This is a genomic window from Dysgonomonas gadei ATCC BAA-286 (genome assembly GCF_000213555.1).
In the GTDB taxonomy this organism is placed as follows: Bacteria; Bacteroidota; Bacteroidia; order Bacteroidales; family Dysgonomonadaceae; genus Dysgonomonas; species Dysgonomonas gadei.
Genome location: NZ_GL891980.1, coordinates 428125 through 443439, shown reverse-complemented (window position 1 = coordinate 443439; position 15315 = coordinate 428125). Strand labels below are relative to the sequence as shown.

General features: G+C 38.4%; 15 protein-coding genes. 11 read left to right on the top strand and 4 right to left on the bottom strand.

The annotated features are described in order from the left end of the window. The first annotated feature begins 48 nt into the window (after window positions 1–48). The 11 genes from HMPREF9455_RS05790 to HMPREF9455_RS05740 all read left to right on the top strand — a co-directional run bounded on the left by HMPREF9455_RS05790 (window position 49) and on the right by HMPREF9455_RS05740 (window position 12316). Window positions 49–519, top strand: coding sequence for a DUF4251 domain-containing protein (locus tag HMPREF9455_RS05790; RefSeq protein ID WP_006798686.1), 471 nt, complete (start codon window positions 49–51; stop codon window positions 517–519). 124 nt (window positions 520–643) lie between these two features. Further along, on the top strand, window positions 644–1684 hold the full coding sequence (lpxD, locus tag HMPREF9455_RS05785; protein WP_185095951.1) for a UDP-3-O-(3-hydroxymyristoyl)glucosamine N-acyltransferase: 1041 nt from the start codon (window positions 644–646) through the stop codon (window positions 1682–1684). Between the two features lie 20 nt (window positions 1685–1704). Further along, the gene (locus HMPREF9455_RS05780) at window positions 1705–3090 is read left to right on the top strand and encodes a bifunctional UDP-3-O-[3-hydroxymyristoyl] N-acetylglucosamine deacetylase/3-hydroxyacyl-ACP dehydratase (protein WP_006798684.1); all 1386 of its coding nucleotides are present in this window, start codon (window positions 1705–1707) and stop codon (window positions 3088–3090) included. Window positions 3091–3192: 102 nt separating this feature from the next. Further along, window positions 3193–3978, top strand: a complete 786-nt coding sequence (gene lpxA, locus HMPREF9455_RS05775; protein ID WP_006798683.1) for an acyl-ACP--UDP-N-acetylglucosamine O-acyltransferase — start codon at window positions 3193–3195, stop codon at window positions 3976–3978. A gap of 69 nt (window positions 3979–4047) precedes the next feature. Further along, window positions 4048–4812, top strand: a complete 765-nt coding sequence (locus tag HMPREF9455_RS05770; protein ID WP_006798682.1) for an FkbM family methyltransferase — start codon at window positions 4048–4050, stop codon at window positions 4810–4812. A 124-nt stretch (window positions 4813–4936) separates the two neighbouring features. Then, complete coding sequence (gene typA, locus HMPREF9455_RS05765) at window positions 4937–6742, top strand: translational GTPase TypA (RefSeq protein ID WP_044215482.1); 1806 nt, start codon at window positions 4937–4939, stop codon at window positions 6740–6742. A 209-nt stretch (window positions 6743–6951) separates the two neighbouring features. Next, window positions 6952–7905, top strand: coding sequence for a hypothetical protein (locus HMPREF9455_RS05760; RefSeq protein ID WP_006798680.1), 954 nt, complete (start codon window positions 6952–6954; stop codon window positions 7903–7905). A 144-nt stretch (window positions 7906–8049) separates the two neighbouring features. Then, a complete protein-coding gene (locus HMPREF9455_RS05755) occupies window positions 8050–10338 on the top strand; it encodes an alpha-L-rhamnosidase-related protein (protein WP_006798679.1) in 2289 nt (762 codons plus the stop codon). A 66-nt stretch (window positions 10339–10404) separates the two neighbouring features. After that, window positions 10405–10908, top strand: a complete 504-nt coding sequence (locus HMPREF9455_RS05750; RefSeq protein WP_006798678.1) for a pyridoxamine 5'-phosphate oxidase family protein — start codon at window positions 10405–10407, stop codon at window positions 10906–10908. Between the two features lie 450 nt (window positions 10909–11358). After that, the gene (locus HMPREF9455_RS05745) at window positions 11359–11604 is read left to right on the top strand and encodes a hypothetical protein (RefSeq protein ID WP_006798677.1); all 246 of its coding nucleotides are present in this window, start codon (window positions 11359–11361) and stop codon (window positions 11602–11604) included. A gap of 64 nt (window positions 11605–11668) precedes the next feature. Next, window positions 11669–12316, top strand: a complete 648-nt coding sequence (locus HMPREF9455_RS05740; RefSeq protein WP_006798676.1) for an NAD(P)-dependent oxidoreductase — start codon at window positions 11669–11671, stop codon at window positions 12314–12316. 240 nt (window positions 12317–12556) lie between these two features. Here HMPREF9455_RS05740 and HMPREF9455_RS05735 read toward each other — a convergent pair whose 3' ends face one another. From HMPREF9455_RS05735 to HMPREF9455_RS05720, 4 genes are read right to left on the bottom strand one after another with little or no spacing between them, the layout of a single operon-like run. Next, window positions 12557–13120 carry an NUDIX hydrolase gene (locus HMPREF9455_RS05735; RefSeq protein WP_006798675.1) on the bottom strand — a complete coding sequence of 188 codons (564 nt, stop codon included), beginning with the start codon at window positions 13118–13120 and terminating at the stop codon, window positions 12557–12559. 14 nt (window positions 13121–13134) lie between these two features. Next, window positions 13135–13470, bottom strand: coding sequence for a cupin domain-containing protein (locus HMPREF9455_RS05730; RefSeq protein ID WP_006798674.1), 336 nt, complete (start codon window positions 13468–13470; stop codon window positions 13135–13137). Between the two features lie 18 nt (window positions 13471–13488). Further along, window positions 13489–14307 (bottom strand): peptidylprolyl isomerase, encoded by an 819-nt coding sequence (locus tag HMPREF9455_RS05725; protein ID WP_006798673.1) that lies wholly within the window; start codon window positions 14305–14307, stop codon window positions 13489–13491. Window positions 14308–14344: 37 nt separating this feature from the next. Then, entirely contained in the window at window positions 14345–15049 is a 705-nt protein-coding gene (locus tag HMPREF9455_RS05720) for a hypothetical protein (protein WP_006798672.1), read from the bottom strand. Window positions 15050–15315: the final 266 nt, after the last annotated feature.

Here is a 15315-nt window from a genome sequence, read left to right as displayed (position 1 = left end):
TTGTATCCACGAATGTGAAACATAAACTAATAAAGGAGGAATTTCAGCATGAAAACACTCATAGCAACTGCACTGATTGCATTATTTATGATTAGTTGTAAATCGGGAGAAAGCCTGTCGAAGCAAGAAACTATATCGCAGATTACGAATAAAGTGGAGAGTCAGAATTATAAATTTGTCCCCACTACAGCTCTTCCTACATCCGGCAAATCAATAAATCTTAATTATTCATATTCGTTACGTATTTCCAAAGATACGGTAGATTCGTATTTACCTTACTTTGGCCGGGCATATGTGGCTCCGATGTCGACGGATGAAGGGGGGATAAAGTTTATCAGTACCGACTTTGAATATACGCAGACCAAAGGAAAGAAAGATATGTGGGAGGTTGCGATAAAACCGCGGGATAATGCCAAAAAATACACCCTCACATTACAAATAGGGAATACCGGATATGCCACTCTGACAGTGCAGGATACGAATCGGCAGACCATAAGTTTTTATGGAAAGATAGAATAAATATATAATATTTCACCTTCGCCAACTGTTTTTTTAAGTATAAAAGTCATATATTTGGAAAATTATTATTTATTTCGCATCTCTTAAAGGGACGCCAAATACTTTTGAATATTTATTTATGCAAATATCCTTCACTGCAGAGCAAATTGCTACAGTATTAAATGGTACAATTGAAGGTGATTCTTCAGTTGTGGTGAATAATTTTTCCAGAATAGAAGACGGTAAGCCGGGAACGCTGACTTTTTTAGCGAATCCCAAATATACGCACTATATATATAGTACAGATGCCAGCATTGTTCTGGTAAATAACGATTTTATAGCCGATCAGCCTGTAAAGGCGACTCTTATCCGTTGTTTTAATGCATATGCGGCACTGGCTATCCTGTTGGATATGGTAGAGAAGACGAAGCCTCAGAAATCAGGGATAGAAGCTATGTCTTATATTGCTACGAATGTTAAATATGGAGAGAATATATATGTCGGTGCATTTGCTTATATTGCAGAAAATGTACTAATAGGGAATAACACTAAAATATATCCTCAGGTATACATTGGTGAAAATGTTACAATTGGGGACAATACTATCATATACCCCGGAGCAAAGGTGTATCAGGGATGTACCATTGGTAATAATTGTATAATTCATGCAGGAGCTGTAATAGGCAGTGATGGCTTTGGGTTTGCTCCTGAAGATGGAATATATAAGAAGATTCCGCAGATGGGTATTGTAATCATCGAAGATGATGTTGAGATAGGGGCAAATACAACCATAGACCGTGCCGTGATGGACGCTACTGTGGTGCACAGAGGTGTTAAGTTGGATAACCTTATCCAGATAGCCCACAATGTAGAAATTGGAGAAAATACAGTAATGGCCGCCCAGGTCGGCGTATCCGGCTCTACAAAAATAGGTAAGCATTGTGTATTTGGAGGACAAGTAGGACTCGGTGGACATATTACTATCGGAGATAATTCCAGTGTGGGTGCCCAATCCGGAATTATAAGCAATATTGAATCAGATTCCAAAATCTTAGGATCTCCCGCCATACCTGTCAAGAATTTCTTCAAATCAAGTGTTGTATTTCCTAAGCTGCCCGATATGTACCGTCAATTGGCCCAGCTACAGAAGGAAGTAGAAGAATTAAAATCTAACCAAAACAAATAAGAACCATTTATTTATTAATAATGAGCAAGCAACATACGCTGAAAGGCAGTTTCACTTTACAGGGGAAAGGTTTACATACAGGACTACCAATTACGATAACATTTAATCCGGCTCCTGAAAACCACGGATACAAAATTAAAAGAGTAGATCTGGAAAACCAGCCTGTAATAGACGCTCTGGCCGAAAATGTTGGTAATACTCAACGTGGGACAGTACTCGTAAAAGACGGGGTGCAGATAAGCACTATAGAGCATGCTATGGCTGCTTTGTATGCTTTGAGGATAGATAATTGTCTTATCGAAGTAAATGCTCCTGAATTTCCTATTCTGGATGGAAGTGCCATACAATATGTTCAGGCGATATATGGAGTAGGAATAGTAGAGCAAACAGAGGAAAGAGATTATTTTGTTGTTCGTCAGAAGATGGAAGTCGTAGACGAAGAAACAGGGTCAAAGTTGACCTTGTTGCCGGACGACCGTTTCTGTATAAATTCATTCATAGAATTCGAATCGAAATATATACCAAATCAATCGGCTTCTCTTGATAATCTGGAAGATTTCACAAAAGAGATTGCAACCGCCCGTACTTTTGTCTTTGTTCGTGAAGTACAGAAATTACGTGATGCCGGATTGATAAAAGGTGGCGACCTGGATAATGCAATCGTTATCTACGAACGCCAGATATCTCAGCAAGATCTGGATAGCCTTGCCGATCTGCTAGGTGTGCCGCATAAGAATGCATCGGAACTAGGTTATCTTAATAACAAACAGATCCAGTATCCAAATGAACCGGCCAGACATAAACTCCTCGATATCATTGGAGATATGGCTCTGATTGGTAAACCGATAAAAGGGCGCATAATAGCAACTCGTCCCGGACATAAAATAAATAACAAACTGGCACGTTTAGTTCGTAAACAAATTAAGCTCAACGAAGTGCAACCACCCGTATACGAACCAAACAAAGAGCCTGTCTTTGATATAAACAGAATAAAAGAGCTTTTACCTCACCGATATCCATTTTTGATGGTAGATAAGGTAATTGAGATCGGACAAAAATATATTGTCGGTATTAAGAACCTTAGTGTAAATGAGCAGTTCTTCCAAGGTCACTTTCCTCAGGAACCTGTTATGCCGGGAGTACTTCAGATAGAGGCTATGGCACAGATAGGAGGGCTGCTGGTGCTTTCGCAGGTTGATGAACCGGAAAGATATTCTACCTATTTCCTGAAAATAGATAATGTTAAATTCAGGAGTAAGGCTGTACCGGGTGATACGCTTATTTTCAGGCTCAATATGATGTCTGAAATACGCAGGGGAATTGCTAATATGAAAGGATATGCTTTTATTGGCGATAAGCTCGTTTCTGAAGCGGAATTTACTGCCCAAATAGTAAAAAATAAATAAGTAAAATAAAGTATTTAATGCAACATTATTCGATTATGGTCGATTATAGCTGCATCTGGTACAAAAGTAATAAATAGGTCTAAGACCTTAATATAGTATATCATGTCAAATATATCTCATCAGGCATATGTACATCCTGAGGCAATATTAGGAGAGAATGTAGTAATAGAACCATTCGCTTTTGTCGATAAAAATGTAGAAATCGGAGATGGCACGCTAGTCATGTCCGGCGCTAATATACGCTATGGGGCCTGTGTAGGGAAAGATTGTCGCATATTTCCGGGAGCAGTGATAGGAGGTCTTCCTCAAGATCTAAAATTCAGAGGAGAGGACAGTCTGGCTATTATAGGAGATAATACTACCGTTAGAGAGTGCGTTACCGTAAATCGTGGAACAGCATCGAAGGGATATACAAAAGTCGGCAGTAATTGTTTGTTAATGGCATATAGCCATATTGCGCACGATTGTGTTATAAACGATTATGCAATAGTTGGTAATGCAACGCAATTAGCCGGAGAGGTAGAGGTCGATCATCATGCTATCTTGAGTGGCGGTACATTGGTACATCAGTTTACACGTATCGGAGCGCATGTAATGATTCAGGGAGGTACACGTTTAGGAAAAGATATCCCTCCGTATATTATTGCAGGACGCGAGCCTGTTTGTTATTCAGGTGTAAACCTGGTCGGACTGAGAAGAAATGGCTATTCCAATGAGAAAATAAACGAAATACAGGAAATATACCGTATCATCTATCAGTCAGGGTTCAATTTCTCGGATGCCGTAAGCAAAATAGAGAAAGAGTTTGAAGAAACTCCTGAAATGAGATTAATCGTAGATTTTGTAAAAAACTCACCTCGCGGAATCGTTAGAGGATATATGGGATAATTGATCTCTTTTTTGATTATAAATGGCTTTGAGGATAAAGTCCTGTAAATAATCAGATCTGCGTAACATATGAAAAATAGCATACAAAAAATAATCTTTCGCTACCTGAGTATTGAAAACTACTTACGGCTGTTGCAAAGATTATTTTTTGTAATGTATAGATGGGGATTACTAAAGAATAAAAAGGAATACGAATATCATTATTACATAAAAAATCTCATAAATGAAGGAGATGTCGTTATAGACATCGGCGCTAATCTGGGCTATTACTCTATATTGATGTCTTCGTGGGTAGGAAAGTCGGGGGTGGTATATTCGGTGGAGCCTATCGCCTTGTATAATAAGATATTTAATGAAAAAGCCCGTAAAAGAAAGAATATCGTATTGTATCCCTACGCATTGGGAAAAGAAGAAAAAGATGTAACATTGGTCTGTTCTCCTAACGTCGGATATTTAAGGACGGGTTTACCTCATGTATATGATTCCCGGAGAGATGGAAATATTCAGACTCAGGAATTTACATTTGATGCTAGAATGAAAATTCCGTCAAAGTTATTTTCATCGATAGAAAGACTTGATTATATCAAATGTGATATCGAAGGATTTGAATACGTTGTCTTGTCCGATATGGAAAATATTATAGATAAGTTTAGACCGGTAGTCCAGGTAGAAGTCTGGGGTGAAAACGAAGAGCCTGTAAAAAACTTATTTAAGAAACTGGGTTATATCTCTCATAAATTGCAAGACGGACTCCTTACCTCTGATGAAGAGGTTATAAAAAAGTTATCCGGCGACTTCCTGTTTATACATACAGATAGTAAAAGCTTATCCTGATTATATCCCTGAATATAGCAGGTAAATGATATCCTATTTTATTAGAAAGGACACTTCTCTTTTAATACTGTTTTTGATTGTATGTTATTAAAAAGTAGTACCTTTGCACCCTCAAATCATATATATGCAAAATATTAGAAATATTGCGATTATCGCACACGTAGACCACGGTAAGACTACCCTTGTAGATAAGATGCTGCTTGCCGGGCAACTCTTCAGAGGGAATCAATCAACAGGTGAGCTTATTCTAGATAATAACGACCTGGAGCGTGAGCGTGGAATCACCATCCTGTCCAAGAACGTTTCCATCAATTACAAAGGAACAAAGATCAATATAATAGATACTCCCGGACACGCCGACTTCGGAGGTGAGGTAGAACGGGTATTGAATATGGCTGACGGCTGTTTGTTGTTGGTCGATGCCTTTGAGGGACCTATGCCGCAAACGCGTTTTGTTTTACAGAAAGCTATTCAGATGGGACTGAAGCCGATTGTGGTTATCAATAAAGTAGACAAACCGAATTGTCGTCCGGATGAAGTACATGAAATGGTTTTCGACCTTATGTTCAGCCTGGATGCTTCAGAGGAACAGTTAGATTTTCCAACCATATACGGTTCGGCCAAGCAAGGCTGGATGTCTGATGATTGGCGTAAGCCCACCGAAGATATCACCCCGCTTCTCGATGCCATTGTAAAGCATATACCTGCCCCTGAAATTTTGGAAGGTACTCCGCAAATGCTGATCACATCGCTCGATTACTCCAAATATGTAGGACGTATAGCTGTAGGGCGTGTTCATCGTGGCGAATTAAAGGAGAATATGGATGTCTCTCTTTGCAAAAGGGATGGCAGCATAATTAAAACTAAGATAAAAGAAATAAATACATTTGAAGGACTGGGACGTACTAAAGTCCCTGTTGTTCAATGCGGAGATATATGTGCCCTTGTAGGAATAGAGGGTTTCGAAATTGGTGATTCAATTGCTAGTATAGAAAATCCTGAACCATTACCGACTATCGATATCGACGAGCCAACAATGTCAATGCTTTTCACAATCAATGATTCTCCTTTCTTCGGAAAGGATGGTAAGTTTGTGACATCGCGCCATATACATGACCGCCTGATGAGGGAACTCGACCGTAATCTGGCTTTGCGTGTAGAATCCACCGCAAATGCCGATAGCTGGCTGGTATTCGGACGTGGTATCCTTCACTTATCTATCCTGATAGAGACAATGCGTCGCGAGGGTTATGAATTGCAGGTCGGACAACCAAAAGTAATCATAAAGGAAATAAACGGTGTTAAACATGAACCGGTAGAAGAGCTAACGATTAATTTGCCGGAGGAATATTCCAGTAAGATTATCGATCTGGTAACACGCCGTCGGGGTGAGCTGACAATGATGGGAAGTAAAAAAGACCGTGTATATCTTGAATTTACCATACCATCGAGAGGTATAATAGGGTTGAATAATACAGCTCTTACACTATCGGCAGGAGAAGCTGTTATAGCACATCGTTTCCTTGAATTCCAACCGTGGAAGGGTGATATTGAAAAGCGTGCGAACGGCTCTATTATTGCCAGCGAATCGGGCAATGCTTTTGCTTATGCCATAGATAAGCTACAAGACCGGGGACGTTTCTTTGTTGAACCTCAAACAGATATTTATATGGGACAGATTGTAGGTGAGCACAATAAGGATGGCGATCTGGTCGTGAATCTCACAAAATCCAAAAAATTAACAAATGTGCGTGCATCCGGTACAGATGATAAGGTACGATTGGCTCCAGCTATTATTTTTAGTCTTGAAGATGCTTTGGAATATATTAAGGAAGATGAATATGTAGAGGTTACTCCTAATTCTATCCGTTTGAGGAAGATATATCTTGATGAGAACGACCGTAAGCGTATGACAAAAAATACCAATTAAAACAACTCTTTTTTAATTCGATAAAACAGATTTATATATGTTCTTCCGGTACACAATTAATTGTACCGGAAGTTTTTTTATATCCGTTATAGAGGTATGAAAGCATGATTCGTAAACTTTCTTTGAGTTTTCGGGCTTTTAATTTTGCCATCTAGGCAAAACGTAGTAATTTAGTTGTGCTTAGTGAGATTGCCCAATAAATTTATCTTATGGATGTAATAACAGAAGAATTAATTAGAGCATTAAAAAGAAATACTTCTGAAGATCAAAACACCGTAGATCTATTGATGAGTATTATTCCCGTGGGAAAGGAAGCTGCATATCGCAGGCTTCGGGGAGAAATACCTTTCACATTAGATGAAGCTGTGAGTATTTGCCGAAAAATGAACGTATCACTGGATCTGCTGATCGGTGTGAAACATGATAATACTTATGCTTTTCATCTGAGTGCTGTCTTTACCGAAGAACCTATGGCTGAGTATTGCCGTATGATGAAGGAGGTAGCTGATGGTGTAGAATATATAAAAAAGGATCCGGCATGTTTTCTGTATATGGCCTACAAAGCATTACCTCAAGAATTCTTATTCAGATATCAACTATTAGGGAAAGTATATCTTTATATTTTACTTTATCAATTATATCCGCAATCTGTATCAAAGGAATTTTCCAAAGTTCAGATTCCGAATGAAGTCCATGCATTACAAAAGAAAGCCATAACAGCAGTTCAGAATGTTAATTCTGTTCTGATTTTCGACAAGCATATTTTTACTGATTTTGTAGAGATTGTTAAATATTTTCAGAGCATGGAAATGATCTCAAATGACGAGACTGCACAGATAAAAAAGGAACTTCATATGATGCTGAACGATATGGAGAAATGTGCCGTCTCGGGACTATCATTGTATGGAAAGAAGCTTGATATTTATATATCCCATATTTCTTTCGACTGTACCTACACTTATATGTCCGGTGCCGGCTATGAAGCTGGTGCGATAGGCTTGTATTGTGTCGATTTTCTGTCTTGTGACAATCCTGTAATATGTGAGAACCACAAACGTTGGATAAAGTCATTGATACGGTTCTCAACTTTAATCTCTGTATCCGGAGAATTACAGAGAAATGAATATTTTTACTATCAGCGTAGTATTATAGATATGCTTTAAAAATTCAGAGATTGAGGAATGTAAATTATTATGCCCGATTCCTCTTTGTCTGATATAATATATAATTGTTCGTTACTCTATATTAATGCCCTTAGATAGAGGCCCGGAGATTAAACTTGTATATGCTTCACTAATTTATGGAACATGAAAAATATTATTAACATTTTATTATTAGCTTGTTATTTCACTAGCTTTCAAATTACAAATGCCCAATCCCGATGGATAACATCGACTGAAGAAAAAGTAAATGAACCGAATACCTGGGTTGCTTACCGTAAAGACGTATTAGTTAAAAAAGTGCCGACTGCAGTTATCGCCAGGATTGCGGTTGACAGTAAATACTGGCTTTGGATTAATGGGAAAATGGTCGTTTTTGAAGGAGGACTTAAGCGTGGGCCTAACCCGAGAGACACATACTATGACGAGGTGAATATAGCTCCTTTCCTCAAAAGCGGTGATAATAAAATAGCCGTTCTTTTATGGTATTTTGGCAAAGAGGGGTTCTCTCATAAGAGTAGTGGTAAAGCAGGACTCATTTTTGATGCAAAGTTGGGGGCTCAGAACTTGATAAGCGATGCTTCGTGGTTGTGTAAGATACACCCTGCTTATGGCAATACGGAGGAGCCTTTTCCTAACTATCGTCTGCCTGAGTCAAATATCCGTTTCGATGCGCGAGAGGATATTGATAATTGGCAAACAGCAGATTGCCAAAGTTTGTATGGTTTCGAAAATGCAGTTGAACTGGGCAACTGGGGAGATGCTCCATGGAATAGCCTTATAAAAAGGCCGATCCCGTTTTGGAAGGATTTCGGTGTTAAAAAAGCTTCCAAATTGCAACGGATAAAAGGTGTGAAGAATGATACGGTTATAGCTTACCTTCCCTACAATATGCAAATGACGCCTATTGTAGATATTTCTGATAAAGAAGGGGGGAATCTGATCTCTATTTTTACAGATCATATGGAGGCCGGCGGAGATATAAACATGAGAGCTGAATATATAACGAAGAAAGGAAGTCAAAACTATGAATCCCTTGGTTGGCTCAATGGACAAAAGATATATGTAACAGTACCATCGGGTGTGAAAATAGATGAGATAAGATACCGGGAAACCGGCTATAATACAGAAGTGCAAGGGGCATTTTCGTGTAGTGATACTTTTTATCTGCGTTTTTGGGATAAAGCCCTCCGTACACTTTACATAAACATGCGGGATACATATTTCGATTGCCCAGACAGAGAACGGGCCCAATGGTGGGGAGATGTGGTGGTACTTATGGGGCAGAGTTTCTATACATACTCGCCTTCTACGCATTCATTGATGAGTAAAGCAATAAAAGAACTTGCCGCTTGGCAGAAAAATGACGGGAGTCTGTTCTCGCCTATTCCGTCAGGAAATTATGACAATGAGCTTCCTGGGCAAATGCTGGCCAGCATAGGGTACTATGGTTTCTGGAATTACTATATGAATACAGGAGATAAAGAAACGTTAAAGGAGGTTTATCCTGCCGTAAAAAAATATCTTTCATTATGGACGCTGGACAATACCGGTTTAACGGATTTCCGTGCAGGAGGCTGGACTTGGGGCGATTGGGGTGACAACAAGGATATCCGATTGATATTTGCAGGATGGCATTACCTGGCATTGAAAGGAGCGGCCCTGATGGCTGAAGAACTGAGACTTGTCGATGATGCTAACGAATACAGGACTATAATGGATAGAGTAAAGTCGGGTTATAATTCCTGTTGGAACGGATTGGCATACAGGCACCATGATTATAAGGATAGTACCGATGACCGTGTGCAGGCCTTGGCTGTTATAGCCGGTATTGCCGATAGAACAAAATATCCCGATATAATAAAACTGCTTAATACACAGTTTTATGCAAGTCCTTATATGGAGAAATATGTCATGGAAGCTTTGTTTATAATGGGAGAAGGTAAATATGCTATGGAGAGAACTAAGAGTCGTTTCTCTAATATGGTGGATGACAAGGGGTATACTACCTTATTTGAAGGTTGGGATGTCGGTGGATATGGGGGTGGTAGCGCAAATCATGCTTGGAGCGGAGGTGCTTTAACAGTGTTGGCTCAATATCTTTGTGGTATTTATCCCCTAGAACCCGGATATAAAGTCTTTAAGATAGAGCCAAATCCTGCGTCGCTCTCTGATGCATCTATTACGATACCATCCGTGGCAGGCAAAATAAAATCCGGGTTTGTAAATACAGATAATGAGTTTCTACTGAAATTCTCCGTACCTCATGGAACTCAGGCCGTCGTTTATTTGCCGGAAAGCCGGGACAAAACAATTACAGTAAATGGAAAGAAACTCTCCCTTGGACAATATCAACCGAAGGATATTTATAAACATCCGATAAAGCATACACTGGCTTTTCCGGCAGGTGATTATATATTGTCTGTGAAGAATTAGGAATAAGTCCCTTTTTCTGAAAACATATTCTTGCTATCTTTACCTCAAAATAAAGTTTGGCATGCTATGATGACAGTGACTGTTGAAGAACGTACTCTGATAAACGAAATTATCCTAAAGAACCAAATATGTTATGTCGGTATGATTGATATTGATGGCATGCCATATGTCATACCTATGAACTTTGGCTATCAGGACGATATTATTTATTTGCATTCAGCTCAAGAGGGGGGGAGCATCAAGGCTTTGGAGAAAAATCCGAATGTATGCATAACTTTCTGTACAGAGCCTGTATTAACATATCAGAATAAGGAAGTAGCCTGTAGTTATAGGGTAAAAGGTAGTAGTGTTATATGTCGCGGTCGTGTTGTTTTCGAAGAGAATTTTGAAGAAAAGATTAAGGCATTGGATATTATAATGCAGCAATATACCGAAAGAAAATTTACGTATTCCATACCTTCAATAAATAATGTTCGGATATGGAAAGTCGAAATCGAAAGTGTTTCCACAAAGGTTTTTGGCGTTCCACATCCGAATTCACGTAACTATAAAGATAAACCGGAGTTTTAGCCTGCTATTAATATAATAATATAAGTTGTGAAAAAATTTAAAGGATAATGATTCCTTTGATAGACCATTACAGGTAAAGCACTTTTGTCTGAAATAATTCCTCTGATGGGCCTTAATACTGAATATCCAACATGTGCAATTAAAAAATCAATATCATAATAGATTTTTGGATTTCTGTCATTAACCAGAGTACTTTTTCTTACCTTACGATGAAATCTCCTCTAAATTAATTACTTAATAACAAATGTATAAGATTTGTTATTAATAGACCTATTAAGCCTTTATTTGTGAAGTATATATAAAATATTTGGCAATCCATACTTTAAGGCTTATGTTTATATAAGTCACTAAAAATGAGCGTTTTTATTCATGTAAAAATAATGCTCTGTATAAGTGACTGTATAACATATAGGATTTTTAACAATCCGTAATAATTAAAATCATTAGAAAATGAATGTACAAAACAAGGCTCCCTCAAAAGGGAGAGGACGCAGTATGAGAAAAATTGAACGTTTTACGCAGGAAGAAATCCTGAAGCAGATTTTAGACGATCATAAGAAAAGCCTGGGTGAGGTTGTATGTATTAAAATAGATGAAAGAACATCGATCGAAGTACCTGCCAGTATGTCGGAAGAAGATCGTGCAAAGCGAATAAAGAACTACTTGAAGAATTCGAACTTCAGACCTGCAAAGTAAAGCATTTAACAACACTCTCTCTTCAGTAGCTGGAGATGATTACCAAACTATAGTTTTTATTATTATGAAAGTTGCATTAATTGGGGCTACGGGATTCGTTGGCTCCCACATTCTGAAAGAGTTATTAAGCAAAGAACATGAGGTGACAGCTATTGCTCGTAATCTCGAAAAGATTGATATAGGAGAAACAGGCTTAAAGGTCGCAAGTATAGATGTAAATGATAAAGAAGCGTTGACAGAAATATTAAGGGACAATTCAATTGTTGTCAGTGCTTTCAACGCGGGTTGGGATAACCCGGATCTTTATAATGATTATCTCAATGGATACGAATCAATTCAGCAAGCAATAAGAGCTGCAAATATAAGGCGTTACTTTGTAGTAGGGAATGCAGGTAGCTTATATATTGGCGGGAAGCAATTGGTGGATACCCCGGAATTTCCTAAAGAAATGATACAAGGAGCTAAAGCATCGCGGGATTATTTTGATAAGTTGAGACGCGAAACTTATCTTGACTGGCTGTATCTCTCACCTCAGATAGAGATGAATAAAGATATATCGGTGGGGCGTACCGGACGGTTCCGGACAGGCCGGGATGAACCCATAATAAAGGAAGGTGTCGCTTCTATCTCGGTTGAGGATTTAGCTATGGCTATTGTTGATGAGGTTGAGAGTCGAAAGCTTTCTCGCCAGCACTTCACTGTGGGATATTGAAAATTGGATAGGATATATCTATTCGTTATTTTTTCAAAAATTGCGTAATTGGTTAAATATTATTAATTTTTGAGAGAAAAACACCAAAACATGTTTTATAACATAAAAATCGATTATCTTTGTACTGTGTTTTTCATGGTATTAGATTTAAGGTTAACAATGAAGATTGGTTGTCGGGATGACAACCTTTTCTTATTTTATAGAAGTGCCTTTTGTGAACCTAATTTAGAATAGATTCTCTCAAATCAAATGATTCTCAGCTATATATTTCCATAATGGAGCAGCCTGGACAGCCTGTTTGATACCATCTTTTTTCAATAATACCACAAGCTCGTCTGCTGATAATAAATGTACCGATATATCTTCGGTAGCTTCCAGATTCTGTTCCGCTATCTTTTCTACATCAGTAGCCAGAAAACAATGAGTCATATTGGTATGTGTCCCAGGATTGACCGATATTTCCATATATTTTGTCCAGTTACCGTTCCCGTATCCCGTTTCTTCGAGCAACTCACGTTGTGCAGAAATCTCAAATGAAGGGTCATACTTTTCAGCTACACCTGCGCATAATTCTATCGATGTGTATCCGAGCCCGTGCCTGTACTGGCTAACAAGAATAAATTTCTTGTCTTTTGTGATAGCTATAACATTTACCCAGTCAGGATAATCGAGCAGGTAGTAATCAGGGATTTCATTCCCGTTCGGTAGTTGTATATGCTCACGCCGGACAGTAAGCCAGGGTTGCTGAAAGAGATATTCGCTTTTTAATACTTTCCAGGCTTTGTCATCAGTTTTATTGTTCATTATTGTAGTTTGTCTTATATAAAATCTTTCCTCATAGGAGAAAATGCGTCTATAACTGCACCTTTTTCCAGACAGATAAGTCCGTGCACAGCACCGGAAGGCACGTAAAAGCCATCGCCTTGCGCAAGTTCCTGCGTTTTCCCATCTATAGTAACTTCAAATCTGCCGCTCTCTATGTACGACGATTGCACATGCGGATGGCTGTGCATATCGCCAATACTTCCTTTTTCGAAAGATACTTTTACCAGCATCAGTTCATCATTATATCCCAGTATCTGCCTGGTAACACCATCTCCGACAGTTTCGGTTATTATATCTTTTTGAAGAATGAATTCTTTACTTTTTTTCATATTTAAGTAATTCCAAACTTATTTTTCCAGTACTATAATATTCATAAGGATGCCTTTCAGAGGCTTATCCTTCTCATTCGTTTTCACGTTCTGTATTTTGTCTACAACATCCATGCCTTCTATTACTTCTCCAAAGACTGTGTATTCATTATCCAGATGCGGCGCACCTCCTCTGGTCTTATAATATTCGCGTTGTTCGTCACTGTATGTTATTTCCGGCTTTTGTGTATTTGCCTGCTCTTCGGCATCCGACAGCATCTTATTTTTCAATTCTGTTATGGCTGAGCGATCACCGGTTTTATACAAAGCTTTGATTGTATCCATATTCGCTGATTGCAAGCGGTTATAGATACTTTGTTTCAAACGTTCGAAACGTGTTTTTTCCAGTTCGTTCAATTTATTATCGAAAGCCAACTCGCCGGTAACGATATAAAACTGCGAAGCATCAGAAGCCTTTGTCGGATTCTCAGCGTCACCCCAGCGGGCTGCGCCCAGTGCTCCCCGTTTATGATAATGCAGCGGGAATTTTATTTCGGAAGGAATGGTATCTCCCATCGTTTTATCTTCGGGGATGGAATCTCCATCAGCTATATTGCGGGTTTTGGGATCACCGCCCTGAATCATAAAATCCTTTATTACCCGGTGAAACGTCAGGTCTTTATAAAAACCTTTTTCAGCCAATCTGAGAAAATTGTCTCTATGGATAGGCGTTTCGTTATACAGTTTGATTTTTATATTGCCATAGCTGGTCTGTAATAGCACGACAGGTTCTTTGGGTTTGTTACTGCACATAGTTATTGTTAATAGGATTATAGGTATAAACCAAAGTTTTTTCATATCGGTTTCTTTAAATCAGGTACAAATGTACTCATTCTTAAAACAAGTCATAATAATATGTACTCATCCTTTCCATGGATTTTGTCATATCAAAGCCTGCCACTTCCGCTTTCTTTTTCATGTCCACTTCATTGTCGAATACTTCTGCCTGTTTTGTCGCAAAATGGAATATGACATATTTTATTTCGGCCTTGGAATACAATACAGTCTTTGCCAGCAGCATATTTTTATCGAAAGCAAAAAATGTGATGTTGGAGAGTGCATTTTTAGCTTTGTTTTTCTCCTTGACTATATTTTTTATGCCGCTTTCATCATCCAGAGAACCATATTCCATATCGTCTATGGCGTTTATAGAATAAGGATATATCAGCGGAACGCGGTAGCTGTCCCTGAATCCGGCATAGGTGAAATACGTTTCAGGAATGATGGAGTCGGTCGGCTGCATTGCTTTCAGGCTGTTCATATAAGGTGAATCGTCATAATACATAGTATATGCATCGGTGATAGATTCTACAGCCTGTTCTTTTATTTCGGGTACTTTTTCAATAACGGTATTTACTCCTTTATATACCAGATAGATCCCACAAAAGATGGCAAGTATAAAGAAAAGAATTGCCAACAGGCAACCCGTGTCACGGCTCTTTTTGTTACTCCATTTCACAATAGCCCAGAATATCGCCACTATCATAAACAATCCTGACAAAAGAGTTACTACCAGAAGAATCAAACCTTTTATAACCATAATTCATAATTTTTTATTTCTATTCCGGATATTCTTAGAAACAAAAATAGCTAAATATTATCATATGAGTATCTTTTGAACAAGGCAAACGGCTTTTCAGTTATCAGTAAAAATATTCTTTCACAAAGGTGCAAAGCCTAATCCATCACCATATTTATGTTTATTAACCATATTTGGTTAAAACCTGACACATCTGACAGAATTTTCACTGTTTTATCTTGTCATTTTTGTATACGTTAACCATGTTTAGTTAAAAGGTAACAACG